The 24,811-nt window shown below is 65.8% G+C and carries 19 protein-coding genes and 1 pseudogene; 14 read left to right on the top strand and 6 right to left on the bottom strand.

Features of this window, described 5'->3' with window-relative positions:
- Window positions 1-43: 43 nt before the first annotated feature.
- The 6 genes from R3P93_RS21620 to R3P93_RS21595 all read left to right on the top strand — a co-directional run bounded on the left by R3P93_RS21620 (window position 44) and on the right by R3P93_RS21595 (window position 11,442).
- Window positions 44-763 carry a hypothetical protein gene (locus tag R3P93_RS21620; RefSeq protein WP_094668546.1) on the top strand — a complete coding sequence of 240 codons (720 nt, stop codon included), beginning with the start codon at window positions 44-46 and terminating at the stop codon, window positions 761-763.
- Window positions 764-814: 51 nt separating this feature from the next.
- Window positions 815-1,654 (top strand): LLM class F420-dependent oxidoreductase, encoded by an 840-nt coding sequence (locus tag R3P93_RS21615; protein WP_149407952.1) that lies wholly within the window; start codon window positions 815-817, stop codon window positions 1,652-1,654.
- A gap of 112 nt (window positions 1,655-1,766) precedes the next feature.
- Window positions 1,767-2,798: an ABC transporter ATP-binding protein gene (locus tag R3P93_RS21610; RefSeq protein WP_317534058.1), complete on the top strand. Its 1,032-nt coding sequence runs from the start codon at window positions 1,767-1,769 to the stop codon at window positions 2,796-2,798.
- The gene (locus R3P93_RS21605; protein ID WP_317534041.1) at window positions 2,795-3,565 is read left to right on the top strand and encodes a hypothetical protein; all 771 of its coding nucleotides are present in this window, start codon (window positions 2,795-2,797) and stop codon (window positions 3,563-3,565) included. Before R3P93_RS21610 ends, R3P93_RS21605 begins: the two co-directional genes overlap by 4 nt.
- Before the next feature lie 99 nt (window positions 3,566-3,664).
- Window positions 3,665-7,525: an ABC transporter ATP-binding protein gene (locus R3P93_RS21600; RefSeq protein ID WP_394855344.1), complete on the top strand. Its 3,861-nt coding sequence runs from the start codon at window positions 3,665-3,667 to the stop codon at window positions 7,523-7,525.
- A gap of 110 nt (window positions 7,526-7,635) precedes the next feature.
- Complete coding sequence (locus R3P93_RS21595) at window positions 7,636-11,442, top strand: multifunctional oxoglutarate decarboxylase/oxoglutarate dehydrogenase thiamine pyrophosphate-binding subunit/dihydrolipoyllysine-residue succinyltransferase subunit (RefSeq protein WP_317534040.1); 3,807 nt, start codon at window positions 7,636-7,638, stop codon at window positions 11,440-11,442.
- Window positions 11,443-11,758: 316 nt separating this feature from the next.
- Here the strand turns inward: R3P93_RS21595 and R3P93_RS21590 are convergent, their stop codons facing one another.
- On the bottom strand, window positions 11,759-12,406 hold the full coding sequence (locus R3P93_RS21590; protein WP_317534039.1) for a TetR/AcrR family transcriptional regulator: 648 nt from the start codon (window positions 12,404-12,406) through the stop codon (window positions 11,759-11,761).
- 69 nt (window positions 12,407-12,475) lie between these two features.
- Between R3P93_RS21590 and R3P93_RS21585 the strand changes: the two genes are divergently transcribed.
- From R3P93_RS21585 to R3P93_RS21575, 3 genes are read left to right on the top strand one after another with little or no spacing between them, the layout of a single operon-like run.
- Complete coding sequence (locus R3P93_RS21585; protein WP_094688038.1) at window positions 12,476-14,047, top strand: flavin-containing monooxygenase; 1,572 nt, start codon at window positions 12,476-12,478, stop codon at window positions 14,045-14,047.
- Window positions 14,044-14,877, top strand: coding sequence for an SDR family NAD(P)-dependent oxidoreductase (locus tag R3P93_RS21580; protein ID WP_068053168.1), 834 nt, complete (start codon window positions 14,044-14,046; stop codon window positions 14,875-14,877). Before R3P93_RS21585 ends, R3P93_RS21580 begins: the two co-directional genes overlap by 4 nt.
- An 8-nt stretch (window positions 14,878-14,885) precedes the next feature.
- Window positions 14,886-15,842 carry an alpha/beta hydrolase gene (locus tag R3P93_RS21575; RefSeq protein WP_269596198.1) on the top strand — a complete coding sequence of 319 codons (957 nt, stop codon included), beginning with the start codon at window positions 14,886-14,888 and terminating at the stop codon, window positions 15,840-15,842.
- On the opposite strand, the gene R3P93_RS21570 is transcribed toward R3P93_RS21575, so the two are convergent.
- The gene (locus R3P93_RS21570; protein WP_317534038.1) at window positions 15,798-16,688 is read right to left on the bottom strand and encodes a glycine betaine ABC transporter substrate-binding protein; all 891 of its coding nucleotides are present in this window, start codon (window positions 16,686-16,688) and stop codon (window positions 15,798-15,800) included. The genes R3P93_RS21575 and R3P93_RS21570 overlap by 45 nt on opposite strands.
- Window positions 16,689-16,895: 207 nt before the next feature.
- On the opposite strand from R3P93_RS21570, the gene R3P93_RS21565 reads away from it, so the two are divergent.
- From R3P93_RS21565 to R3P93_RS21550, 4 genes are read left to right on the top strand one after another with little or no spacing between them, the layout of a single operon-like run.
- A complete protein-coding gene (locus tag R3P93_RS21565) occupies window positions 16,896-17,870 on the top strand; it encodes an ABC transporter substrate-binding protein (protein ID WP_149407946.1) in 975 nt (324 codons plus the stop codon).
- Window positions 17,870-19,021, top strand: a complete 1,152-nt coding sequence (locus tag R3P93_RS21560; protein ID WP_317534037.1) for an ABC transporter ATP-binding protein — start codon at window positions 17,870-17,872, stop codon at window positions 19,019-19,021. Before R3P93_RS21565 ends, R3P93_RS21560 begins: the two co-directional genes overlap by 1 nt.
- Window positions 19,018-19,683, top strand: a complete 666-nt coding sequence (locus R3P93_RS21555) for an ABC transporter permease (protein WP_317534036.1) — start codon at window positions 19,018-19,020, stop codon at window positions 19,681-19,683. Before R3P93_RS21560 ends, R3P93_RS21555 begins: the two co-directional genes overlap by 4 nt.
- Entirely contained in the window at window positions 19,680-20,372 is a 693-nt protein-coding gene (locus R3P93_RS21550; RefSeq protein ID WP_149407944.1) for an ABC transporter permease, read from the top strand. The genes R3P93_RS21555 and R3P93_RS21550 overlap by 4 nt, the downstream gene beginning before the upstream one ends.
- 79 nt (window positions 20,373-20,451) lie before the next feature.
- Here R3P93_RS21550 and R3P93_RS21545 read toward each other — a convergent pair whose 3' ends face one another.
- From R3P93_RS21545 to R3P93_RS21530, 4 genes are all read right to left on the bottom strand, one after another.
- Window positions 20,452-21,657, bottom strand: a complete 1,206-nt coding sequence (locus R3P93_RS21545; RefSeq protein WP_317534035.1) for an NAD(P)-dependent malic enzyme — start codon at window positions 21,655-21,657, stop codon at window positions 20,452-20,454.
- Between the two features lie 271 nt (window positions 21,658-21,928).
- Window positions 21,929-22,216: a hypothetical protein gene (locus R3P93_RS21540; RefSeq protein WP_317534034.1), complete on the bottom strand. Its 288-nt coding sequence runs from the start codon at window positions 22,214-22,216 to the stop codon at window positions 21,929-21,931.
- On the bottom strand, window positions 22,213-22,827 hold the full coding sequence (locus R3P93_RS21535; RefSeq protein ID WP_068053143.1) for a MarC family protein: 615 nt from the start codon (window positions 22,825-22,827) through the stop codon (window positions 22,213-22,215). Before R3P93_RS21535 ends, R3P93_RS21540 begins: the two co-directional genes overlap by 4 nt.
- Complete coding sequence (locus R3P93_RS21530) at window positions 22,824-23,660, bottom strand: PHP domain-containing protein (RefSeq protein WP_317534033.1); 837 nt, start codon at window positions 23,658-23,660, stop codon at window positions 22,824-22,826. The genes R3P93_RS21535 and R3P93_RS21530 overlap by 4 nt, the downstream gene beginning before the upstream one ends.
- 57 nt (window positions 23,661-23,717) lie before the next feature.
- Between R3P93_RS21530 and R3P93_RS21525 the strand changes: the two are divergent.
- Window positions 23,718-24,805: pseudogene (locus R3P93_RS21525) on the top strand (magnesium and cobalt transport protein CorA).
- Window positions 24,806-24,811: the final 6 nt, after the last annotated feature.

Here is a 24,811-nt window from a genome sequence, read left to right as displayed (position 1 = left end):
CAGGTTCGACCGGCAACCACACACGCGACCGAAAGAGACATCGATGGCAGGCAAGAAGGACGACGCACAGGTCGAGGTCTCGAACGGAGGCAAGCTCGAACGCGCGCTCGTCAACATCCTCGACAACGCCAGCCGCCTCCAGGGACCCGCCGTCGACAAATACGTCGCGCACGTGCGTCGAGCACACCCGTACGACACCCCGGCGCAGATCATCGAACGGCTGGAGAAGCGATTTCTGCTCGCGGTCACCGGCAGCGGCTCCGCGGTGGGCGGGGCGGCGGCGATCCCCGGCGTCGGGACCGTCGCCTCGATCGCCGCGGTGGGTGCCGAAACCGCGTTCTTCATCGAGTCCTCGGCATTGCTGACGCTGTCGGTCGCGGCCGTCCACGGCATACCCGTCGAAAACCACCAGCAGCGACGCGCCCTGGTGCTCTCGGTCGCGCTGGGCGAATCGGGCATGCAGATCGTGCAGCGAACCGTCGGAAAGACTGCCAAGAACTGGGGACCGCTGATCACGTCTCGAATTCCCGGTGGATCGATGACCAGCATGAACAAGTCCTTGGTGAAGAAGTTCATCACCAAGTACCTCGCCAAACGCAGCGCGTTGTTGGTCGGCAAGTTGCTTCCCGCCGGCATCGGCGCGGCGATCGGCGGGGCGGGAAACCGCGCCGTCGGCAAGGGCGTCATCAAGAACGCCCGCGACGCGTTCGGTCCTCCGCCTGCCCGGTTCCCGGAGAACCGCATCATCGAGCCGGATGCCTGAACCGATGGGGCATCCGCGGAATCATCACGCGAGGACGGCGTTGAACCCGATATGACTTCCACACCTGAACTCGGCAAGTACGGCGTCTGGCGACTGCATTCGGCGTTCACCCCTGAACTGTCGCGCGCGATCGAATCCTTCGGCTACGGCACGATCTGGCTCGGCGGCTCACCGCCTGCGGATCTGACCACCACCGAGGAGATCCTCGACGCCACCGAGACGGTCGTCGTCGCCACCGGCATCGTCAACATCTGGTCGGACGCAGCGGCCGACGTCGCCGCGTCGTATCACCGGTTGGAGAGCAAGCACCCGGGCCGTTTCGTGCTCGGGATCGGTGCAGGCCACCCGGAGGCGACGCAGGAATACACCAAGCCGTACGACGCCTTGGTGGCCTACCTCGACGCTCTCGACGAGGCCGGAGTTCCGGTGGAACGACGCGTCCTCGCAGCCCTCGGACCGAGGGTGCTCGCGCTGGCAGCCGACCGCACCGCGGGTGCGCATCCGTACCTGACGACCCCCGAGCACACCCGTGAAGCGCGAGAAGCATTGGGCCCGAGCAAGATTCTGGCACCCGAGCACAAGGTGGTCCTCGAGTCGGATCCGGAGAAGGCGCGCTCGATCGGCCGACCACCGGTCAACAACCCGTACCTGCACCTGCGGAACTACACCAACAATCTGAACCGACTCGGCTACTCCGACGAGGAGATCGGCGACGGCGGCAGCGACCGACTGATCGACGCGTTGGTGGCGCACGGCACCGCCGATGCGATCGCAGCACGGTTGAACGAGCACCTCGACGCGGGTGCGTCGCACGTGACACTGCACTCGCTACCCGACCTGGCCGATCCGCTCGAGACGTACCGAGAGATCGCCGCCGCGCTGCATCGCTGACCGAAGACGGCGCTCTCGAGGGCGATGTCGGGTGCACCCCGTAGCCTCGGGTACCGGTTGCCGCGAGCAGCCGGTACACGAGGTGACCAACGGCCAGGGGGATTGCGCGCAGATGACCAGCTATCCGGGAGCAGCGCTCGAAGCGCAGGCACTGACCAAGCAGTTCGGCACCGTTCGCGCAGTGTCGGATCTGAGCTTCGTCGTCCCGCGCGGCACCGTCACCGGATTCCTCGGCCCCAACGGCTCGGGTAAGTCGACGACGCTGCGCATGCTCCTCGGACTCGTTGCACCCACCTCGGGCGTCGGCCTCGTCAACGGCGCGCCGTTCCGCACGACCGAACACCCGGCCCGCACGGTGGGGGCCGTCCTCGACTCGTTGAGCGTGCACCCCAAGCGCAGCGCTGCCCATCACCTGAAGATCTACACCGCCGCGATCGGCGTACCCGACAGCCGCGCCCTCGACGTGCTGCGACTCGTCGGCCTCGGTGACGTTGCCGACCGCGCCGCAGGCGGCTTCTCCCTCGGCATGCGTCAACGCCTCACGTTGGCGACAGCGCTGCTGGGGGATCCGGAAATCCTCGTGCTCGACGAACCCGCGAACGGTCTGGACCCCGAGGGAATCGCCTGGCTGAGGGACTTCCTCAAGGCATACGCCGCATCGGGGCGAACGGTCCTGATATCGAGTCACATTCTGCGCGAGATCGAGCAGACCGTCGACAACCTGGTGATCGTCAGCGCCGGCTCGCTGAAATACCAGGGTTCCATCGCACAACTGCGGTCCACCCGCCCCAGCCGCGTGCTCGTCGCCGCCTCGGATCCGGCGAAACTGGCGCTCGCGTTGGCGTCGAACGGCTTCAACGATTCCCAACTGCTGCCCGACGGACGCATCGGTGTTGCCGGGACCGACGCGGCCACGATCGCCCGCATCGCAGCCGACGCCCAGGTGACGATTTTCGGGACCACGAGTGAACACGTCGACCTCGAGCAGGTGTTCCTGTCCATGACCGCGGGTCAGTACAACGCCGCACCCGTCCAACAGAACCCATACGGCGGGCCGCAGCAGGGTTACGGCCCGCCGCCGGGTTACGGCCCGCCGCCGCAGAGTTACGCTCCGCCGCAGAACTGGAACGGGGGCCAGCGATGAACGCGTTGCTGACGTCGGAGATCCGCAAGGTCACGACACTGAAGTTCTGGTGGGGACTGGCGATCGCACCGATTGTCGTCGGAGTCTTCGCATCCGTCATCACGTCGGTGATCGCGAACCAGCTGGGCGAGTTCGAGGAGGACCTGGACATCTCCGGCGGGGTCGCCTCCATCGGTCTCTACGTCGCCGCCGGTGCCGCGATTCTGTTCGCCGGCATCTTCGGTGCCGTCAACACCGGAACCGAGTTCCGCCACCAGACCATCACCACCAGCTTCCTCACCGCTCGCGGCCGAGACGGAGTGATCGCCGCCAAGCTCGTCGTCACTGCTTTGTTCGGCCTCGGATACGGCATGGTGGTGCTGCTGGCCAGCCTGATCTGCCTGCTGATCTTCAACGAGCGGACCGTTCTGCTCGACGGCGCGTTCATCGGCGTGGTGGCGTCGTGCCTCCTCGCAGTCATGCTGTGGTCGATCATCGGTGCCGGCCTCGGTCTGCTGCTCAAATCTCCGACGTGGGCCGCCGTCGTGCTCGTCGCCTGGCTCCCGTTCGGCGAGGGTCTGCTCTCGCTGATTCTGTTCGGACTCGGGCTCGGATCGGTCGCCGTGGCGCTTCCGTCGAACCTGACCCTGCCGACCATGGCCGCGACGCAACTCGACGACGCGGGCGACCTGGCGTCGTGGCCGTGGGCACCGCTTGGCCTCGCGCTGTGGGCGGCGATTCTCACCGGCGTCGGTTGGTTCCTGGCCCGCACTCGCGACATCGACTGAGGTCGGTACCGGGAGTGCAGCCTGCGGAACGACCCAGACAACCGGTCCCCACATTCGCAGGCCGACGCTGTCGGTGCCCGGGTCTACCGTGGTGAATCGATGGCACACAGTAATGCGGTGAAAGACCGTGCAGCGGCACCCCGACGCGGCTCGTCGACACTCGACAGCGCAGAACCCGCGCCGAGTATCCGGCGTGGGTGGATCAGACGTCTGATCGCGCAGTGCCTGCTGCATCGACGGACGGCACTCGGAGCCCTGGGCGTGACGATGATCGCCGCGGTCATCGACATCTCGTTCCCGCTGCTCACCAGAGCAGCGATCGACGACGCGACCGCAGGCAACGGCGAGAAGATCGCCACCGTCGCCGCCGCCATCGCACTGTTGGGTCTGGTCCGGTTCGCCTGCCAATTCGGTCGACGCATGCTCGCCGGCCGGCTCTCGATCGACGTTCAGCACGATCTGCGCCTGGACCTGCTCGCGTCGCTGCAGCGGCTCGACGGTCGAAAGCAGGACGAGATCCGCACCGGCCAGGTCGTGTCGAGATCGATCACCGACCTGCAACTCGTGCAGGGTCTGCTGGCCATGGTGCCGCTGTCCGCGGGAGCCGTCCTGCAGTTCGTACTGGCGCTGGCAGTGATGGCGTATCTGTCGCCGCTGCTCACCGTTGTCGCGATACTCATCGTTCCTGCGGTCAGCATCGTGGTCTACCGAATGCGGCCCACTCTCTTCGCGGCCACCTGGTCGGCGCAACAACGCGCCGCCGATCTGGCTCAGCACGTCGAGGAAACCGTCACCGGCGTTCGAGTCGTCAAGGGCTTCGGCCAGGAAGCCCGTGCGGTGGATCGCATCGAGACGCTCGGTCGCGCGCTCTTCGCCGAGCGCATGCGATCGGCGAAGATCAACTCGCGGTTCGCACCGTCGCTGGCCACCATTCCGCAACTCGGACTCGTCGGAGTCATCGCCCTGGGCGGCTATCTGGCCCTGCAGGGCCACATCACGATCGGCACGTTCCTGGCCTTCGCCACCTACGTCGCAACCCTGTCCGCCGTGACCCGCACCGTCTCGTCGGTGGTCATCATGGCTCAGCTCTCCCGCGCGGCCGTCGAGCGCGTCTACGAGGTGGTCGATACCCAGCCGTCCGACCCGGAACCGGCCGCCCCCGTCGCATTGCCCGACGGCCCGCTCGGAGTCCGCATCTCCGAGGTGACCTTCGGGTTCGAGCCCGAACGCGATGTGCTGACCGGCCTGAATCTGACCATCTCGCCGGGTGAGACGGTGGCCGTCGTCGGCCACGCGGGCTCGGGAAAGACCGCTCTCGCCCTGCTGCTCCCCCGCTTTTATCGCCCCTCCGAGGGACAGATTGCGCTGACATCCGACGGAACGTCGTTCGATATCGACGACCTCGACTCGACGTCGCTCCGCGAGGCGGTCTCGCTCGTGTTCGACGAGCCGTTCCTCTTCTCGGACACCATCGCCGCCAACATCGCCCTCGGCAGGCCCGACGCCACAGCGGAGGAGATCGAGCATGCGGCGCGGCTGGCACAGGCATCGACCTTCATCGACGCGCTGCCCGAGGGATACGACAGCCTCGTCGGCGAACGCGGACTCACCCTGTCCGGCGGCCAGCGCCAACGCATCGCACTGGCCCGTGCTCTTCTCGTCGAGCCGCGAATTCTGATCCTCGACGACGCCACCTCGGCAGTGGACGCCGAGACCGAGGCCGCCATCTTCGACGCGTTGCGTGGCGTCCGGACGCGCGCGACCCTCGTTCTCGCTCATCGCCGCTCGACCCTGACTCTGGCCGATCGCGTCGCCGTGCTCGACAACGGCCGCATCATCGACACCGGAACCGTCGACGAACTCGATCGGCGTTGTCCGTTGTTCCGGGCCCTCCTGGCCGGTGGAGACGGCGAGGAGAACGACGATCCCGGTGCGGAGCCGACCGTCGACCCCTTCGCCGACACGCTCTGGCCGGACACGGATCCGGAGTCGACGGTCGAGCCCGGCGCAGTCTCGACACCCGCGCCCGGAGGCGGCGGTGGTCACGGAACTGCGATGGCCGGGGCTTTCGGCTCGCTCGCACCCACACCCGCCATATCCCGGGCAGTCGCGGCCCTGCCGCCTGCGACCGAGGATCCGGGCACATCCGGATCCCAGCTGCGTCGACCCGACCCGGAGTTCCGGCTGTCGAGACTGCTGAGCCCCGTGCGCTCGTTGCTCGCCGTCGTGGTGGTGCTTCTCGCGCTGGACTCACTGGCCTCGATCGCCTTCCCCTCGCTCGTTCGCTACGCGGTGGACAACGGAGTGGCGAGTGGAGACTCGAACACCCTGTGGATTGCCACCTCGATCGGCGTCGTGTTGGCAGCGGCGAGTTGGTTCGTCGTCTGCTGGACGACGGTGATCACCGCGCGGGCGGGTGAGCGAGTGCTCTTCGGACTCCGTGTCCGCAGCTACGCACACATTCAGCGGCTCGGCCTCGACTACTACGAACGTGAGCTGTCGGGCCGCATCATGACCCGCATGACCACCGACGTCGACGCACTGTCGTCGTTCATTCAGACCGGGGCATCGACGGCCGTGGTGAGTGTGTTGACCGTCGTCGGTATCGCCGCCGCTCTGCTCGTCACCGACCCCACTCTCGGGCTGGTGGCGCTGGCCGTCGTGCCACCGCTTGCCGTGGCCACCGTGATCTTCCGGCGCATCTCCTCGGCGGCGTACTCGACGTCCCGCGAGCGAATCTCGATCGTCAACGCCGATTTCCAAGAGAACGTCACCGGCCTGCGCGCGGCACAGGCCTACCGGCGCGAGGAGTACGCCGCATCCCGATTCGCCGAACGCTCCGACCGCTACCGCGCGAGTCGAATGCGATCGCAGACCGCGATCTCGGTGTTCTTCCCCCTCATCACGTTGCTCTCCGACATCGCCCTCGCCGTCGTCGTGTTCGTCGGCGCGCATCAGATCGCCACCGGCACCACCACCCCGGGCACGCTCGTGGCGTTCGTGCTCTATCTCGGGCTGCTCTTCGGACCCATCCAGCAGCTCTCGCAGGTGTTCGACGGTTACCAGCAGGCACGCGTCGGAGTCGGCCGCATCGGGGATCTCCTGCGCACCACGAGCTCGATCGAAACCTCCGCCGACGCGAACACCACCGCACTTCCCGGTGGACGCCTGCGCGCCGACATAGAACTCGTCGATGTCGGTTTCCGGTATGCCGGGGCCCACTCCGACGCCCTGAGTGAGGTAAATCTCACCATCCCCGCCGGTACCACCGTCGCCTTGGTCGGACGCACCGGCGCGGGCAAATCCACAGTGGTGAAACTGCTGGCCCGCTTCTACGATCCGACCTCCGGATCGGTGCGGGTCGGCGGCCACGATCTACGCGACTATCGCCTCTCGGACTACCGCCACCGACTCGGCGTCGTACCGCAGGAAGCGCACCTGTTCACCGGAACCGTGGCGTCGAACATCGCCTACGGCAGACCCGATGCCAGCCGCACCGACATCGAGAACGCGGCACGCTCGGTGGGTGCTCTGAGCACCATCGCCGCACTTCGCGGCGGCATGCACCAACCCGTCGGTGAGCGCGGCCAAGGACTGTCCGCAGGCCAACGACAGCTGATCGCACTGGCCAGGGCCGAGCTGGTCGACCCCGACCTGCTGCTCCTCGACGAGGCCACCGCCACGCTCGATCCCGCGACCGAACGCACCGTGCTCGCAGCCGGCAGTGCCGTCGCGCGGACCCGCACCGCAGTGGTCGTCGCGCACCGCTTGGCGACCGCCGCGCGGGCAGATCTGATCGTGGTGGTCGACGGCGGCCGTATCGTGGAAGTAGGTCGACATTCGGAGCTACGCACGCAGGGCGGCTTCTACGCGCAGCTGTGGACTGCAGCCGAAACGAACCGAGGGAATAATTCGATAATCGAAGGTGTCATCGACAACGAGGCCGATGGTTACCGGTGAGTACATATCACAGCTACGTCCCGGACGCACGTGAGCTGGACCAACGGTCTAGCCTGGACACGTACGCGCGCTGAACGGGAACGAAGACAGAAACGAGGCGAACTACTGCCGTGAGCAGCAGCTCTACTACCCAATTCGGACAAAACCAATGGCTGGTCGACGAGATGTACCAGCGATTCAAGCAGGACCCTTCATCCGTCGACGCGAGCTGGCACGAGTTTCTGACCGGTTACGACCCCGAGGCAGCAACCGACGAGACCGCCGGATCCAACGGTGCTGCCGGTAACGGCGCAGCCTCGAACGGTAGCTCGACCAAGTCCGCGCCTCCCGCAGCACCAGCGCCACCAGCCAAGCCGGCCGCCTCTGCTCCCGACAAGACCGACGCGCCGAAGGCCGCAGCACCCAAGGCCGCTCCGAAAGCCGCCGCTCCCAAGGCCGAGGCCGCGAAGCCTGCCGCTGCTGCCAAGCCTGCCGAGAAGAAGGCAGCGCCGGCCAAGCCCGCTCCCGCGAAGCCCGCCGCAGCCGAGTTCGGTGAAGAGTCGAGCAAGATTCTGCGCGGCGCTGCTGCAGCGGTGGCGAAGAACATGTCCGCCTCGTTGCAGATTCCCACCGCGACCAGCGTGCGTGCGATTCCGGCCAAGCTCATGGTCGACAACCGCCTCGTCATCAACAACCATCTCGCTCGTACCCGCGGCGGCAAGATCTCGTTCACACACCTGCTCGGCTACGCCATCGTGCAGGCCGTCAAGGCGTTCCCGAACATGAACCGCCACTTCGCCGAGGTCGACGGCAAGCCGAACGCCGTCACTCCGGCCGCGATCAACCTCGGTCTCGCCATCGACCTGCCCGGCAAGGACGGCAACCGTTCCCTCGTCGTCGCTGCCATCAAGAACACGCAGGACTTCACGTTCACGCAGTTCTACAACGCGTACGAGGACATCGTGCGTCGCGCTCGCGACGGCAAGCTCACCGGTGAGGACTTCCAGGGCGTCACCATCTCGCTGACCAACCCCGGTGGAATCGGAACCGTGCACTCGGTGCCGCGTCTGATGAACGGCCAGGGAGCCATCATCGGTGCCGGTGCCATGGAGTACCCGGCAGAGTTCCAGGGAGCCAGCGACGAGCGTCTCGCCGAGTTCGGCGTCGGCAAGCTCATGACGCTGACCTCGACGTACGACCACCGCATCATTCAGGGTGCGGAGTCGGGTGACTTCCTCAAGACGATCCACAACCTGCTGATCAGCGACGAGTTCTACGACGAGCTGTTCCACTCGCTGAAGATCCCCTACGAGCCCATTCGCTGGCGCAAGGATCTGCCCGAGGGCACGGTCGACAAGAACACCCGCGTGCTCGAGCTCATCGCGGCGTACCGCAACCGCGGTCACCTGATGGCCGACACCGATCCGCTGCAGTTCACCAAGGACAAGTTCCGGATGCATCCGGACCTCGACGTGATCAGCCACGACCTCACGCTGTGGGATCTCGACCGCGAATTCAAGGTCGGTGGATTCCACGGCAAGGACAAGATGAAGCTGCGGGACGTGCTCAGCGTTCTGCGCGACTCGTACTGCCGCCACGTGGGCGTCGAGTACACCCACATCCTCGAGACCGAGCAGGTCACCTGGCTGCAGGAACGCGTCGAGGCCAAGCACGTCAAACCGACTGTGGCGCAACAGAAGTACATTCTGAGCAAGCTCAACGCAGCCGAGGCGTTCGAGACGTTCCTGCAGACCAAGTATGTCGGGCAGAAGCGCTTCTCGCTCGAAGGTGCCGAGTCGGTCATCCCGATGATGGACTCCGTCATCGACCAGAGCGCCGAGTACGCCCTCGACGAGGTCGTCATCGGTATGCCGCACCGCGGTCGCCTCAACGTGCTCGCCAACATCGTCGGCAAGCCCTACTCGAAGATCTTCACCGAGTTCGAGGGCAACATGAACCCGGCCGCCGCACACGGCTCCGGCGACGTGAAGTACCACCTCGGTGCCGAGGGCACGTACATCCAGATGTTCGGTGACAACGACATCAAGGTCTCGCTCACCGCGAACCCGTCGCACCTAGAAGCCGTCGACCCGGTTCTCGAAGGCCTCGTCCGCGCCAAGCAGGACCTACTGGACAAGGGCACCGGCCAGGGCGGTTACTCCGTTCTGCCGCTGATGCTGCACGGAGACGCGGCATTCGCAGGCCAGGGCGTCGTCGCCGAGACGCTGAACCTGTCCGATCTGCGGGGCTACCGCACCGGCGGCACCGTGCACATCGTCGTCAACAACCAGGTCGGCTTCACCACGTCACCGGAGTTCTCGCGTTCGTCCGAGTACTGCACCGATGTGGCGAAGATGATCGCCGCGCCGATCTTCCACGTCAACGGCGACGACCCCGAGGCCTGCGCCTGGGTGGCTCAGCTGGCGGTGGACTTCCGTCAGAAGTTCCACAAGGACGTCGTCATCGACATGATCTGCTACCGCCGTCGCGGCCACAACGAGGGCGACGACCCCTCGATGACGCAGCCGGCGATGTACGACGTGATCGACACCAAGCGCAGCGTCCGCAAGAGCTACACCGAATCGCTCATCGGCCGTGGAGACATCTCGCTCAAGGAAGCCGAGGATGCACTTCGCGACTACCAGGGCCAGCTCGAACGCGTCTTCAACGAGGTACGCGAACTCGAGAAGTACACCCCGGAGCCCAGCGAATCGGTCGAACTCGACCAGCAGTTGCCTGCCAAGCTCACCACGGCCGTCGACAAGGCAGTGCTGCACCGCATCGGCGATGCGCACCTCGACGTTCCCGACGGATTCAACGTCCACCCGCGCGTCAAGCCGGTGCTCGAGAAGCGTCGCGAGATGGCGCACGAGGGCAAGGTCGACTGGGCCTTCGGCGAGCTGCTGGCGCTCGGATCGCTGGTGGACGAGGGACGCAACATCCGCTTCTCCGGCCAGGACACCCGACGCGGCACGTTCACCCAGCGTCACTCGGTGATCATCGACCGCAAGACCGGTGCCGAGTACACCCCGCTGCAGAACATCGGCAGTGACAACCCCGGCAAGTTCATGGTCTACGACTCCGCCCTCAGCGAGTTCGCCGCAGTCGGCTTCGAGTACGGCTACTCCGTGGGTAACCCGGACGCACTGGTGATGTGGGAAGCGCAGTTCGGCGACTTCGTCAACGGCGCGCAGTCCATCATCGACGAGTTCATCTCGTCCGGTGAAGCCAAGTGGGGTCAGCTCTCCGACGTCGTGCTGCTGCTGCCGCACGGCCACGAAGGCCAGGGTCCCGACCACACGTCCGGACGCATCGAACGCTTCCTGACGCTGTGCGCCGAGGGCTCGATGACCGTCGCACTCCCCTCGACCCCCGCGAACTACTTCCACCTGCTGCGCAGGCACGCGCGTGACGGCATCCGTCGCCCGCTGATCGTCTTCACCCCGAAGTCGATGCTGCGCAACAAGGCAGCGGTGAGCAACATCGAGGACTTCACCGACGGCAAGTTCCACTCGGTGTTCGACGAGCCCACCTACGACACCGGCACCGGTGACCGCAGCGCGGTCAAGCGAGTTCTGATGGTCAGCGGCAAGCTCTACTACGAGCTGCTCGCACGCAAGCAGAAGGACAACCGCGACGACGTCGCCATCGTCCGCATCGAGCAGCTCTACCCCGTGCCGGTCCGCCGCATCCGGGAAGCACTCGAAAGCTACCCGAATGCAACGGAATTCCGTTGGGTTCAGGAAGAGCCTGCGAACCAGGGTGCCTGGCCGTTCTTCGGTCTCGCGTTGCCCGAGCTCGTCCCCGAGAAGCTGGTCGGCATCAAGCGCATCTCGCGTCGCGCAATGTCCGCCCCGTCGTCAGGATCGAGCAAGGTGCACGCCGTCGAGCAACTCGAAATCATCGACGAGGCCTTCAACGCAGTCGGCGAAGGCTAGAAAATTCGACAACGACAGCGGCCCACTTCCTCGGAAGTGGGCCGCTGTTGTCGTTTCTGCACTCCCCCCGCTCCGCGTCAATGGACCATCACATGCGTCTGAGCAGTGCAACGGTCCATCCACGCAGAGTCAGTGGCTGAGTGAATGGACCGCTGCATACGTCTGGGAAGTGCAAGGGTCCATTGACGCGTGCGGGGCGGGGCGACGCGTGCGGGGCGACGGGCGGGGGGGCCACCGACTGGATCAATGCGAGATTCAGTCGGTCAGACTGCAACGAAGGGACATTGATCCCAACCGGGGCGGGCGTCGGTCAGGCTCAGGCGTCGGCGTCGGTTCCCAGGAGTGCGGTGATCATTCCTGGAGCCAGTGCTACCGCGGGCAGAGCGTTGACGTTGAGGTCGATCAGTTCGTCGCGGCTCAGTTCGGGCGCGGTGAGCCAGTTGATCGTCGTTTCCTCGACGAATGCGATCCAGCCGCGGACGGCCAGCACGATGGTGGGGGTGACCTCGATGTCGAGTCCCCCGAGTTGCGCGACGGTTCGCTCGGCCATGGCGGAGCGGGTGTCCTCGAACACCGCGCGCATCTGCGGATCACCACTGGGAGTGCCGCGCAGGAGCGAGACGTACATCTGCCGCTTGTCGGTGACGTAATCGACGTAGTTCGCGATGGAGTCGCGCAAAATCTCGTACGGTGGCAACGACGGATCGGGTGCGGTGCGCTCGAGCATGACGCGCGAGGATTCACGCACGATTTCGAGGTGGAACTCCTGCTTGGAGGCGAAGTAGTGGAACAGAAGACCGCGGGAGACGCCTGCTTGGTCTGCGATGTCCTCGACGGAGATCTGTTCGAGGGGGCGGTCGGCGAGCATTTCGGTGCCGAGCTCGATCAGTTGCGCTCGTCGTTGCTGCGGACTGAGTCTGGTCCTCTTCGTGGTCGATGTGCCGGGGCTGTTCACGAACGCCATGCAACCACCCTACTGAATGTTAGTCAATAACTATTGACTCACACTCAATAAGCTTCTACGCTCCCCTACATGAGTCTTCCCGTAACAGATACTTCGGACCGTGCAACGACGCCGCGTCACGTCGATACGCTGATCATCGGCAGCGGATTCGCCGGCCTCGGTGCCGCGATCAAGCTGACGAAGGCAGGCAAGAAGGACTTCGTCGTCATCGAACGCGGCCACGATGTGGGTGGCACCTGGCGCGACAACACCTACCCCGGTGCCGCCTGCGACGTGCCGTCGCACCTGTACTCCTACTCGTTCGCGTTGAACCCGAACTGGACGCGTTCGTTCTCCACGCAGCCCGAGATCCAGAAGTACATCGCCGGGGTGGCGCGCAAGTACGGCGTGATGGACAAGCACGTGTTCGGCACGGATGTGACCTCGGCCCGCTGGAACGCCGAGTCCAACCGCTGGGACGTCGAGACCACCACGGGCAACTACACCGCGAAGATCGTCGTCTCCGCCGTCGGCGCGCTGTGTGAGCCGAACCTGCCCGACATCAAGGGAATTCACGACTTCAAGGGCGACGTCTTCCATTCGGCCCAGTGGAATCACGACGTCTCGCTCGCCGGCAAGCGCGTCGCCGTCATCGGTACCGGTGCGTCGGCGATCCAGATCGTGCCCGCCATCGCAGATCAGGTGAAGCACCTCGACGTGTACCAGCGCACCGCGCCGTGGATTCTTCCCCGCGCGGACCGCCCGTACACCAAGCTCGAGCGCTTCGCCTTCAAGCACGTTCCCGGATTCCAGCGTCTCTCCCGCACCGGCATCTACGCGATGCGCGAGACGCAGGTCGTCGGACTGGCGAAGGCTCCGGCCTTCATGAAGCCGCTGCAGTGGGCGTCGGAGAACCACCTGCGCACGCAGATCAAGGACAAGGCCCTGCGCGCGAAGGTCACGCCGAACTTCCGCATCGGCTGCAAGCGCATGCTGATCTCGAACGCGTACTACCCCGCGCTCGCCAAGAGCCACGTCGATCTCGTCACCGACGGCATCGCCGAGATCCGCGAGGGCTCCATCGTCACCAAGGACGGCACCGAACGCCCCATCGACGCGCTCGTCGTCGCCACCGGCTTCCACGTCACCGACTCCCCCGCGTACCACGGCATCACCGGCAAGGACGGCCGCACACTGGCCGAAACCTTCGAGGACGGCGGTCAGCAGGGCTACAAGGGCGCGGCCGTCGCGAACTTCCCCAACATGTTCTTCCTGGTGGGCCCCAACACCGGTCTGGGCCACACGTCGATGGTGTTCATGATCGAGTCGCAGATCAACTACCTGGTCGACGCGTTGAACACCATCGACAAGCACGACATCGGCACCATCGAGGTGCGCAAGGACGTGCAGGACGAGTACAACGTGACGCTGCAGGACCAACTCTCCAAGAGTGTCTGGATGAACGGCGGATGCGCCAGCTGGTACCTCGACAAGCACGGCAACAACACGACGCTGTGGCCGGGCTTCACCTTCGAGTTCCGCAGAATCACCAGGAACTTCGATCTCGATGCGTACCGTAGCGTCGCTACCGCAGACCTGCCCTCCGGACCGTCGGCGACCAACTCCGCCGGCAACAACACAGACAAGGTGTCCGCACGATGAGCACATTCACAGGCAAGGTGGCCGTCGTCACCGGCGCGGGCTCGGGAATCGGCCGCGCCCTGGCCCTCGAACTGGCCGGCCGCGGAGCGAAGTTGGCATTGTCCGACGTCGACACCGCCGGACTCGACGAAACGGTTCGACGAGTCGAGGCGTTGGGTGCCGAGGTCAAGTCGGATTTCTTGGATGTGTCCCAGCGGGAGACCGTGCTGGATTACGCCGAGGCCGTCGTTGCGCATTTCGGCAAGGTCAACCAGATCTACAACAACGCGGGCATCGCGTACCACGGTGACGTCGACAAGTCCTCGTTCAAGGACATCGAGCGCATCGTCGACGTCGATTTCTGGGGAGTCGTCAACGGCACCAAGGCATTTCTGCCCCACATTCAGGCCTCCGGCGACGGCCACATCATCAATATCTCCAGCCTCTTCGGCCTGCTCGCCATGCCGTCGCAGTCGGCGTACAACGCCGCGAAGTTCGCCGTCCGCGGGTTCAGCGAGTCGCTGCGCATGGAGATGTTGATCTCCAAGGCACCGGTGAAGGTGACCGTGGTGCACCCCGGTGGCATCAAGACCGCCATCGCCCGCAACGCCACGGTCGCCGAGAACTTCGATCAGGCCGACGTGGCCAAGTTCTTCGACAGCAAGCTCGCCAAGACCACCCCGATCGACGCTGCCAAGACCATTCTCAAGGGCGTCGAGAAGGGCAAGGGCCGGGTGCTCATCGGATCCGACGCCATCGCGCTCGATCTGTTGCAGCGCATCACCGGCTCGCGCTACCAGGGCCTGATCGCCGCGGTGTCCAAGCGCGCGCTGCCGCGAACGAAGAAGTAGGCGAGCCCGTGAAGTCCTTCTACGTTCCCCTGCCGATCGTCGCGGCAGCACTCAAGCCCTTCTATCGCCTGGCGCTGAATCCGCGTCTGTCGTTCCGAGCGCAGCGGGCCCTGCTCGAGGCGGCGGCTCCGGCGCAGACTCTTCCGCACGGAACCGTCGCGCAGAAGTTGACGCTCGCCGGACGGCGAGCGGAGCGCATCACCGTCGGGGCAACCGAACGCGACACCGCGATTCTGTACCTGCACGGCGGCGCGTACACGATCGGTTCGATCAACACGCACCGGTCGTTGGCGGCGCATCTGGCGCGGGAATCGGCCAGCGCCGTCTACGTGCTCGATTACCGGTTGGCCCCGGAGAACCCGTACCCGGCCGGTCTGGACGACGCTGTCGCGGCGTTCCGCGAGCTGGTCCGTGTTCACGGATTCACCGCGGACCGCATCGCCATCGCAGGCGATTCCGCCGGTGGAGGTCTGACGGTTGCCACCGCCAGGCGTCTGGTGGACGACGGCACCAGCCCGGCCGCCCTCGGCCTGATCTCGCCCTGGGTCGATCCCGGTGCACGCGACGCCGCCAAGGACCGCGATCTCGTGGTCAACACCGGCTGGTCGTACAGCTCGGCCGACGCTTATCTGGGCGCGGGCGATCCACTGGACCAAGGCTTCGCACCGCTGCTGGGCAACCTCGACGGGCTGCCTCCGATCGTCATGCACGTCGGCACCGACGAGGTGCTGTACGCGCAGATCACCGCCTTCGCGGACAAGCTGCGTCTGTCGGGCGTGGAGCTCGAGCACGTGGAGTACAAGAAGCTCTGGCACGTGGCCCATCTACAGGCGTCGATCCTGCGGGAGGCGGCTCAGGCCGTCCATCACATGGGCTCGTACCTGGGCCGCAAGGTCAGGGCAACGCAGACCGGCACAGTGTCACAGGTTGCGCTCACCGAGCCAGCGGCCGGCGACCTCGCCTGACGGAACGCCGTTGCGGACCTCGCCGATCATGTCGGCGAGGTCCGCAGTCGTCAGCTCCCCCGCCACCACCGAGAACGACCTCAGAGCACTCTCGCTGAGCACTCCGTCGACGTAGAGCGGAACCACGTTCTGCGCGGGATACACATGATCGTCGTCGGGCAGCGTGGTCAGATCCTTCGCCAACGGGCCGAACGAGGCGGTGCGAATCGCCAGTGCATCGACCTCCCCGGCGTTCAACCCGTCCACGGCGGACTGCCCATCGGCATACGGAGTGAAATCGGTGAACGACGCCCCCGTGAACGTGGGGCTCTTCGTGCCTTGCGCAAGGACGTCCATCGGATCGACCTGATCGTCCACGATTCCCACGGTCTTTTCCCCACGCCCCAGGAAGTCGGTCACCGTCTCGTCGCCCGATTCACTGTCCGACGCCACCGCGATGGCAACTCGATCCTCGGCGGTGGCGTAATCCCCCACCGACAACCCGGCCGGCAGTGATCGGTTCAGTTCGGTGTACACGTCCTCGGCCTCGGTTGCCGCAGACAGAGTGTCGAAGGTGCGCAGCAGTTCTCCGGTGAGATCGGGAACCATCGTCACCTCCCCGCGGTCCAGCGCCGCGAGGTAGTCGGCCCGGTCTCCCAGGTCTTCCTTCACCTCGACGTCCGCTCCCGTCGACCGCAGTCCACCGGCGTAGATCTGTGCGAGCAGACGCGACAGATCCGAGCTGCCTGCTCCGACGACGACGGCCGCGCCGGCAGGGTCGGTCGACGCGCCCGCACTGCAACCGCCGACCAGTCCGGCGATCGACATCACCAGGGCTGCTGCCAGAACCGACGATCGCACTGTCATTTTCTCCTGTTCACTGCCCGGGTGGTTTACCGATCTCGGCCGCGGGGCACTAGTGCGAACGAGACGGTAGTCGAACCAACCTTATGGGCACGCTGAATTCGACTACCATCCCGAGCAGCCCGAGTCCTGGTTTCGACGATGCCCCTGCAGCCCGGTGGCGGCGGTCGGCGATGGGTAGGACTGTGCCCGAACCGATGGAAGGACACCATGACCACCTCCCGAATCACGCGCGCGTTCTCCGCTCCGAGGGCAGTGGCCGCCGTAGCCGCACTCGCTCTCTCGGTCACCGCTCTGACCGCCTGCGGCGGAAATTCGGATCCACTGTCCAGCGGCGGCGGCGAGAGCAACAGCGACACCAACTCGATCATCATCGGCTCGGCCAACTTCCCCGAGTCCGAGACCGTGGCGAACATCTACGCCGAGGCTCTGCGCGCCAACGGTTTCGAGGTGAGCACCAAGCTCAACATCGGCAGCCGTGAGGCCTACATTCCGGCAGTGCGAGACGGGTCGATCGACCTGATCCCCGACTACACCGGCAACCTGCTGCAGTACTTGGACGAATCCGCGACCGCCACGTCCTCCGAGGACGTCCTGGCCGCACTGCCCGCGGCTCTGGGTGACGACCTCACCGTGACGGCGCAGGCACCGGGCGAGGACAAGGACGCCGTCGTCGTCACGCGCCAGACCGCCACCGAGCGCAACCTCACCACCATCGGCGACCTCGCCCCGTTCTCGTCCGAGGTGACCTTCGCCGGTACCCCGGAATTCCAGGAACGCGTCGGCGGCCTGCCCGGTCTGCGAGACAAGTACGGCCTGGACATCTCTCCCGGCAACTACATCCCGATCTCCGACGGCGGCGGCCCGGCGACCGTCGAGGCCCTCGTCTCCGGACAGGTCGTCGCCGCGGACATCTTCACCACCGCACCCTCGATCGCACAGAACGATCTCGTCGTTCTCGAGGATCCGGAGAACAACTTCGCTGCCCAGAACATCATTCCGGTGCTGCGTACGGCCAAGCAGTCCGACAAGCTCACTCAGGTGCTCGACGCCGTGTCGGCGCAGATCACCACCGAGGAGCTGATTGCGCTGAACACGCGAGTGTCCGGTGACGAGAAGGTCGAGCCCGCGGCAGCGGCAGCGGATTGGGTCCAGGACAAGGGTCTGGATCAGCCGGTCAGCTGATGATCACCTTCGAGCAGATCAACAAGACGTACCCGGACGGCACCACTGCCGTCGACTCGCTGGACCTGGTGATCGAGCCACACTCGTTCACCGTGTTCGTGGGGCCGTCCGGCTGCGGCAAGACCACCTCGATGCGGATGATCAATCGCATGATCACGCCCACCTCGGGCGTCATCACGGTCGACGGGCGCAACATCGCCGACATCGACGCGGTGAAGCTGCGCCGCGGCATCGGCTACGTCATCCAGAGTGCCGGGTTGTTGCCGCATCGCACCGTCGTCGACAACGTCGCCACGGTGCCGGTACTCAACGGCGAATCGCGTCGCGCTGCACGCACAGCCGCGCTCGACGTTCTCGAGCGCGTCGGCCTGGACCCGGCATTCGCCTCGCGCTACCCGGCGCAACTGTCCGGCGGGCAGCAACAGCGTGTGGGCGTCGCCCGGGCGCTTGCCGCAGACCCGCCGATCCTGCTGATGGACGAGCCCTTCAGCGCGGTCGACCCGGTGGTTCGGGAAGAACTGCAGATCGAGATGCTGCGACTGCAGGCCGATCTGAAGAAGACGATCGTGTTCGTCACCCACGACATCGACGAGGCCGTACGGCTCGGTGATCGCATCGCCGTGTTCGGACCCCAGGGCCGATTGCAGCAGTACGACAAGCCGGAGACCGTACTCGCCTCACCGGCAACGTCTTTCGTGGCGTCGTTCGTCGGTCGCGATCGTGGCTACCGCGGCCTGTCGTTTCGGTCGGCACAGTCGGTGACCATGCACCCCATCCATACGGCGACGCAGGACGAGATCCACGGTCTGAGGCTGGACCAGGGGCAGTGGGTCCTCGTCGTCGATGGGCAGCGCCGTCCACTCGGATGGATCGACGCGACCGGAGTCGAGAAGGTGCGCGACGGCCGGAGCATCGACGAGAGCACGGCGGCGGGCGGCTCCCTGTTCCTCGAGGGCGGCGATCTGCGTCAGGCACTCGACTCGGCGATCTCCTCGCCGTCGGGAATCGGTGTCGCGGTCGATGCATCCGGGGCGGCCGTGGGTAGCGTCGACGGGGCGGAGATACTCGAAAACCTTGCCACACAACGCAAGTCGGAGGACTCCGAACGCAACCGGCACCACTTCCTCGCTACCGGGGACAACGAACAGTGACCTGGCTGCTGGACAACTTCGATGTGGTTCTCGGCTACACGAAGACGCACCTGTATCTCTCGCTCGTCCCGCTGCTCATCGGACTGTTGATCGCCATCCCGGTGGGTACCGTCATTCGCAACACCCGTTGGGTTCGCCGAATCACGCTGACGGTGGCCAGTATTGCGTTCACGCTTCCGTCGCTGGCCTTGTTCGTCACCATCCCCGCGATCGTCGGTCTTCCCGTTCTCGATCCGTTGAACGTGGTGATCGCGCTGGCGGTGTACTCGACCGCGCTGCTGGTGCGCGCAGTACCCGAGGCACTCGATTCGGTGCCGTTCGCCGTGGTCGATTCCGCCGAGGCGATGGGCTACTCGACACTACGGAGAGCAGTGACCGTCGAACTGCCACTGGCACTTCCGGTACTCATCGCCAACATCAGGGTCGTCGCGGTCACGAACATCTCGTTGGTCTCGGTGGGCTCGGTGATCGGCATCGGCGGCCTCGGCCAGCTGTTCACCCAGGGCTACCAGCGTGACTATCCCGATCAAATTTTCGCGGGCATCATCTCGATCGTGTTCCTGGCGTTGATCTTCGACGCGGCCCTGTACCTGCTGGGGCGTCGACTCACCCCATGGACGCGGCTGAGCACAGGCTCGTCGAAGAAGAAGGCACGCGCATGAATCTCTTCTCCGAGGCGTTCTCGTACATTCTCGACGGCGGAAACTGGGCCGGTCCCACGGGAATCGGCGCACGACTGATCGAACACATGTGGTACAGCCTGCTGGCAGTGTTGCTGTCGGCTGCCGTCGCGGTTCCGGTCGGTCTGCTCATCGGTCACCTGCGCCGCGGTGAAGCAGTCATCGTCGGGCTCGTCAACGCATTGCGGTCGCTGCCGACCCTCGGCATTCTCGTCTTTCTGGTTCTGGTGATCGGGTTGGGCCTGATCCCGCCGATCATCGCGTTGGTGCTACTGGGCATTCCTCCCCTGTTGGCCGGCACGTACTCCGGCATCGCCAACGTCGACGCCAACGTCGTCGACGCCGCCCGGGCGATGGGGATGACCGAAACCCAAGTGCTGTTTCGCGTCGAGATCCCCAACGCTCTGCCCCTGATCCTCGGCGGGTTGCGCAACACCACACTGCAGATCATCGCCACCGCGACCATCGCGGCCTACGTCAACCTCGGCGGGCTCGGCCGCTACATCTTCGACGGGCTCGCGCTCTACGACTACGGCCGCGTTCTGGTCGGCGCGATCCTGGTGGCGCTGCTGACCCTGATCGTCGACGGTCTGCTCGCCCTCGCGGTGTGGACGTCCGTCCCGGGAACCGGTCGCCTACGGCGGATGCCGACCGGACTCGCGAAGGTCTGACTCGTCCCACGACGAAAGACACCGGCGAACCGCAGGCCCGGGTGGGGGCCGGGTTCGCCGGTGTTTTCTTTCCGTTTTCCTACGCGACGCCCTCGGCTCGCGCTGCTGCCGCAACTGCGTCCGCAACGGCCGGGGCGACACGAGGATCGAGTGGGCTGGGCACGATTTTGTCCGCAGCCAACTCGTCGCCGAGAACCGAGAGGATTGCCTCGGCAGCGGCGAGCTTCATGCCTTCGGTGATGCGGCGGGCACCTGCGTCGAGCGCGCCCTTGAACACACCGGGGAAGGCGAGAACATTGTTGATCTGGTTCGGGAAGTCGCTGCGTCCGGTTGCCACGATGGCGGCGTACTTCCTCGCCACCTCCGGATGGATTTCCGGATCCGGGTTGGACAGCGCGAACACGATGGAGTCCGGGGCCATCGAGGCGATGTAGCTCTCGTCGACCTTGCCCGCAGACAGACCGAGGAACACGTCGGCTCCGGCCAGGGCGTCGACCGCTCCGCCGGCCAGTGCACGGGGGTTGGTGCACGCAGCGAGGTCGGCCTTGACGCTGGTGAGATCCTGGCGATCGGAAGAGACGATCCCCCGCGAGTCCAGCACCACCACGTCCCGGATGCCGGCCAGGAGGAGCATGTTGGCGCACGCCACACCTGCTGCCCCGGCTCCGGAGATGACGACCTTCAGTTCGGAGGTGCTCCGGCCCTGCACCTTCGCGGCCCCGTTGAGCGCGGCGAGGACGACGATGGCGGTGCCGTGTTGGTCGTCGTGCATCACCGGGCATTCGAGCGCCTCGATGACGCGGCGTTCGATCTCGAAGCAGCGCGGCGCCGAGATGTCTTCGAGGTTGACGGCACCGAAGCTGTGCCGCATCCGCACGATGGTCTCGACGATCTCGTCGACGTCGTTGGTGTCGAGCACGATCGGGATGGAGTCGAGGCCCGCGAACTTCTTGAACAGTGCGGCCTTGCCTTCCATCACCGGCAACGACGCGCGCGGACCGATATCGCCCAGGCCGAGCACGGCGGAACCGTCGGAGATGACGGCGACGAGGCGATCGGTCCAGGTGTATCGCTTGGCCAGCGCGGGTTCGGCGGCGATGGCGCGGCTGACCTGGGCCACTCCTGGGGTGTAGGCGATCGAGAGATCGCGCTGGGTCTCGAGCGGCGCTGCCAACTCGACCGACAGCTTTCCGCCGAGGTGCCCGGCGAAGATCTCCTCGTCGGTGATTCCGGCGGGAAGGGCCGGCGTTGTGGGTGTTGCTGCGGTGTCTTCGACTGCCGTCACGGTGAAAGCTCCTCGCACTGTCGACCTCGACCGGCGAGGCGACGAAATGTCAACGAAGTGAGTGGTGGAAATGAGGGCCGTCGGAGTGCGCCAGTGCTGGCTGCAAACTGCCGAGAGCGTGTCTCGCATGTGAGGCGGGTGCGCCTGCACGATCAGCGATGGGCTGTAGCCCTGTCGGTGCCCCAGTGTGCCACATCGCCACCCCACCTGACCACAGAGTCAGAACGGAGCAGATCTCGGTGCCAGCACTGCTTCTACTGCCACCACTGTTCTACTGCCACCACTGTGTCCACAGGACGAGGCCGGTGGCGACGAAGACCACGATCGCCCCGAGAACGGCCGAGAATCCGCGACGGTGATCGGTGACGCGCTGCGCGAACACGGCAACGACCGCGGCGACGATGTGTGCGGCGACCGAGAGACCGCCAGGACCGGGGAATCCGCGGGAGTGCCCCAGATACTGCGTGACGGCGACGCCGATGGCGAGCACCACCAGTCCTGCGGTGACGATGCCGCTGAGCCCGCGCAGGAATCGGAGCCCGAACGATCCCCCGGTCATCCGCCGGCCACGAATCCGCGAACAGAATCCGCGATCAGCTGCACCGCGATGGCGGCGAGCAACAAGCCGGCGATGCGGGCCAACAGCGAGATGCCGCCCTCTCCGAGGAGCCGGATCAGCGCCGTCGAGAACCGCAGCACCAGGAAGAACAGCACGTGAATGGTGATGATGCCCAACGCAATTGCCAGGAACGAACCGGCGTCACCGTCGGCCTGGCTGACGTAGACGATCACCGCGGCAATGGCGCCGGGGCCGGCCATGAGTGGAGTCCCGAGCGGCACGAGCGCGACGTTGACGTCCTCCGCGGCGGTGTCTCCGCCCGCGCCCTTTCCGGTGAGCAGTGACAACGCGATGAGCAGCAGCAACAACCCACCTGCGCCCTGCAGTGCCGGAATGCCGATGTGCAGGTAGCTCAAAATCGCTTGGCCGCCGATCGCGAACACCGAGATGACGGTCAGTGAAACGGCGGGAGCCTGCCACGCGGCCTTGTTGCGTTCTTCTTTGCTCTTGCGGCCCACCAGCGACAGGAACACCGGGATCGCGCCCGGTGGGTCCATGATGACGAACAGGGTGATGAGCACCGTCAGGTAGAGCGTCACGTCGAATGTCATGGGCGTGCCGCCGCGACGAGACGGTCGTATTGCTCTGGGGCCGTGGTGTATTCGCCCAGTTTCACCGTCTTGTTGGTGCCGTGGTAGTCCGAGGATCCGGTGACGATCAGGTCCAGTTCGGCAGCGAGATCGGCCATCACCGCGGTGTCCTGCGGCGAGTGGTCCATGTGATGCACTTCCACTCCCCCGAGACCGCGCGCTGCGAGTTCGCGAATGTGATCGAGGTCGAGGATGCGACCGCGGGCACGAGCTCTGGCGTGTGCGAGCACACTGACACCGCCTGCCGCGGCGATCATGTCCACCGCGACCTCGAGGGGAGTGTCGACCTTCTCGACGTAGTACTTGCCGCTCGTCGCCAACGGACCGGCGAACGCGGCGTCCATGTTCGGAACGTAACCGGCATCGATCAGCGCGCGGCCCAGGTGCGGTCGTCCGGCTGCCGCTCCGGCCGAGGCCAGCACCGCGTCGGGATCGATGGGCAGACCGTCCGCCGCCATCTTCTCGGCGATGGCACGCAATCGAGTGACCCGCTCGCCGCGCAACCGTGCGCGCTCTCCCGCGAACGCCTCGTTCGCGGGGTCGAACAGATACGCGAGCAGATGCACAGGAACCGGCTCGCCGTCCTCGCCTCGCCCGGTGCAGGAGAGTTCCATGCCGCGCACGAGCGTGAGGCCGGACGGCAGTGCGGCGGCCGCTTCGTCCCACCCCGAGGTGGTGTCGTGATCGGTCAGAGCCACCACCGACAGTCCCGCCTCGGCTGCGGCGCGGACCAGCTCGGCCGGGCTGTCGGTGCCGTCGGACGCCGTCGAGTGGGTGTGGAGATCGATGAGCACCTGCACAGTGTTCCAGGCCCACTCCGTCGTCGTTTTGCTGGCGTACGATTGCCCGCCATGCCGTCCCTTCCACCACGCCCGTCGCTGCCGTCGCTGCATCGACGTTCGGCCAAGGCCGGTCCCGAGCCGATACCGCGCATTCCGGTGCCCACGGCCCGGGCGATCGTCGACTGCGCGGTCTACGTCGACGGGACTCGACTGCCCGGGAGATTCACGCACACCTCGGCCATCGCGGAGGTCCGTGCCCGCGGCGAGGGATTCGTGTGGGTCGGTCTGCATGCACCCGACGAACACCAGATGAGCGCGATCGCCCAGTGTTACGGCCTGCACGAGCTGATGGTCGAGGACACCGTGCACGCCCATCAGCGGCCCAAGCTCGAGCGCTACGACGACGTCGCATTTCTGTGCTGCGCACGGTGAAGTACGTCGAGCACGAGTCGGTGACGACCGCCAACGAGATCGTCGAGAGCGGCGAGATCATGGTGATGGTCGGCCGCGACTTCGTCATCACCGTTCGGCACGGGGAGCATTCGGGGTTGGCCGGCGTGCGTCAGCGCCTCGAAGCGAACCCGGAACAGCTCGCACTCGGCCCCTCGGCGGTGCTGCACGCGGTGGCCGACCACGTCGTCGACGAGTACCTCGCGGTGACCGACTCGATCGAGCGAGACGTCGACGGCATGGAAGGGGAAGTCTTCTCGCCGCACCACCACGTGCCCATCGAGAACATCTACCTCCTCAAGCGGGAGGTCGTCGAGCTGCGCCGGTCGGTGACACCGCTGTCCACGCCGTTGGCGCGTCTGGTGCAGGAGCCGAGCGTCCCCAAGGCGGTGCGACGCTACCTGCGGGACGTGCAGGACCATCACACAACCGTCGCCGAACGTATCTCCGAGTACGACGAGGTGCTCAGCTCGTTGGTCGACGCCGCGCTGGCGCGAGTGACGATGCAGCAGAACCTGGACATGCGCAAGATCTCGTCGTGGGTGGCGATCGCCGCTGTGCCGACGATGGTCGCGGGCATCTACGGGATGAATTTCGACAACATGCCCGAGTTGCACTGGACGTACGGCTATCACCTGATGGTCGCGGTCGTGTTGTGCGTGTGTATCGGACTGTGGCGGACGTTCCACAAGAACGACTGGCTCTAGCGACCT

It is taken from the genome of Rhodococcus cerastii, from assembly GCF_033042195.1.
Taxonomy (GTDB): Bacteria; Actinomycetota; Actinomycetes; order Mycobacteriales; family Mycobacteriaceae; genus Rhodococcoides.
Note: the sequence above shows the minus strand (reverse complement) of the source record. Positions and strands in the feature narration are given on the sequence as shown.

Coding starts and splice junctions, on each gene's coding strand:
- R3P93_RS21585 (WP_094688038.1), top strand. CDS start 12,476: ATGAGTCTTCCCGTAACAGATACTTCGGACCGTGCAACGACGCCGCGT.
- R3P93_RS21560 (WP_317534037.1), top strand. CDS start 17,870: ATGATCACCTTCGAGCAGATCAACAAGACGTACCCGGACGGCACCACT.
- R3P93_RS21565 (WP_149407946.1), top strand. CDS start 16,896: ATGACCACCTCCCGAATCACGCGCGCGTTCTCCGCTCCGAGGGCAGTG.
- R3P93_RS21580 (WP_068053168.1), top strand. CDS start 14,044: ATGAGCACATTCACAGGCAAGGTGGCCGTCGTCACCGGCGCGGGCTCG.
- R3P93_RS21540 (WP_317534034.1), bottom strand. CDS start 22,216: ATGACCGGGGGATCGTTCGGGCTCCGATTCCTGCGCGGGCTCAGCGGC.
- R3P93_RS21620 (WP_094668546.1), top strand. CDS start 44: ATGGCAGGCAAGAAGGACGACGCACAGGTCGAGGTCTCGAACGGAGGC.
- R3P93_RS21590 (WP_317534039.1), bottom strand. CDS start 12,406: ATGGCGTTCGTGAACAGCCCCGGCACATCGACCACGAAGAGGACCAGA.
- R3P93_RS21610 (WP_317534058.1), top strand. CDS start 1,767: ATGACCAGCTATCCGGGAGCAGCGCTCGAAGCGCAGGCACTGACCAAG.
- R3P93_RS21600 (WP_394855344.1), top strand. CDS start 3,665: ATGGCACACAGTAATGCGGTGAAAGACCGTGCAGCGGCACCCCGACGC.
- R3P93_RS21605 (WP_317534041.1), top strand. CDS start 2,795: ATGAACGCGTTGCTGACGTCGGAGATCCGCAAGGTCACGACACTGAAG.
- R3P93_RS21550 (WP_149407944.1), top strand. CDS start 19,680: ATGAATCTCTTCTCCGAGGCGTTCTCGTACATTCTCGACGGCGGAAAC.
- R3P93_RS21615 (WP_149407952.1), top strand. CDS start 815: ATGACTTCCACACCTGAACTCGGCAAGTACGGCGTCTGGCGACTGCAT.
- R3P93_RS21570 (WP_317534038.1), bottom strand. CDS start 16,688: ATGACAGTGCGATCGTCGGTTCTGGCAGCAGCCCTGGTGATGTCGATC.
- R3P93_RS21535 (WP_068053143.1), bottom strand. CDS start 22,827: ATGACATTCGACGTGACGCTCTACCTGACGGTGCTCATCACCCTGTTC.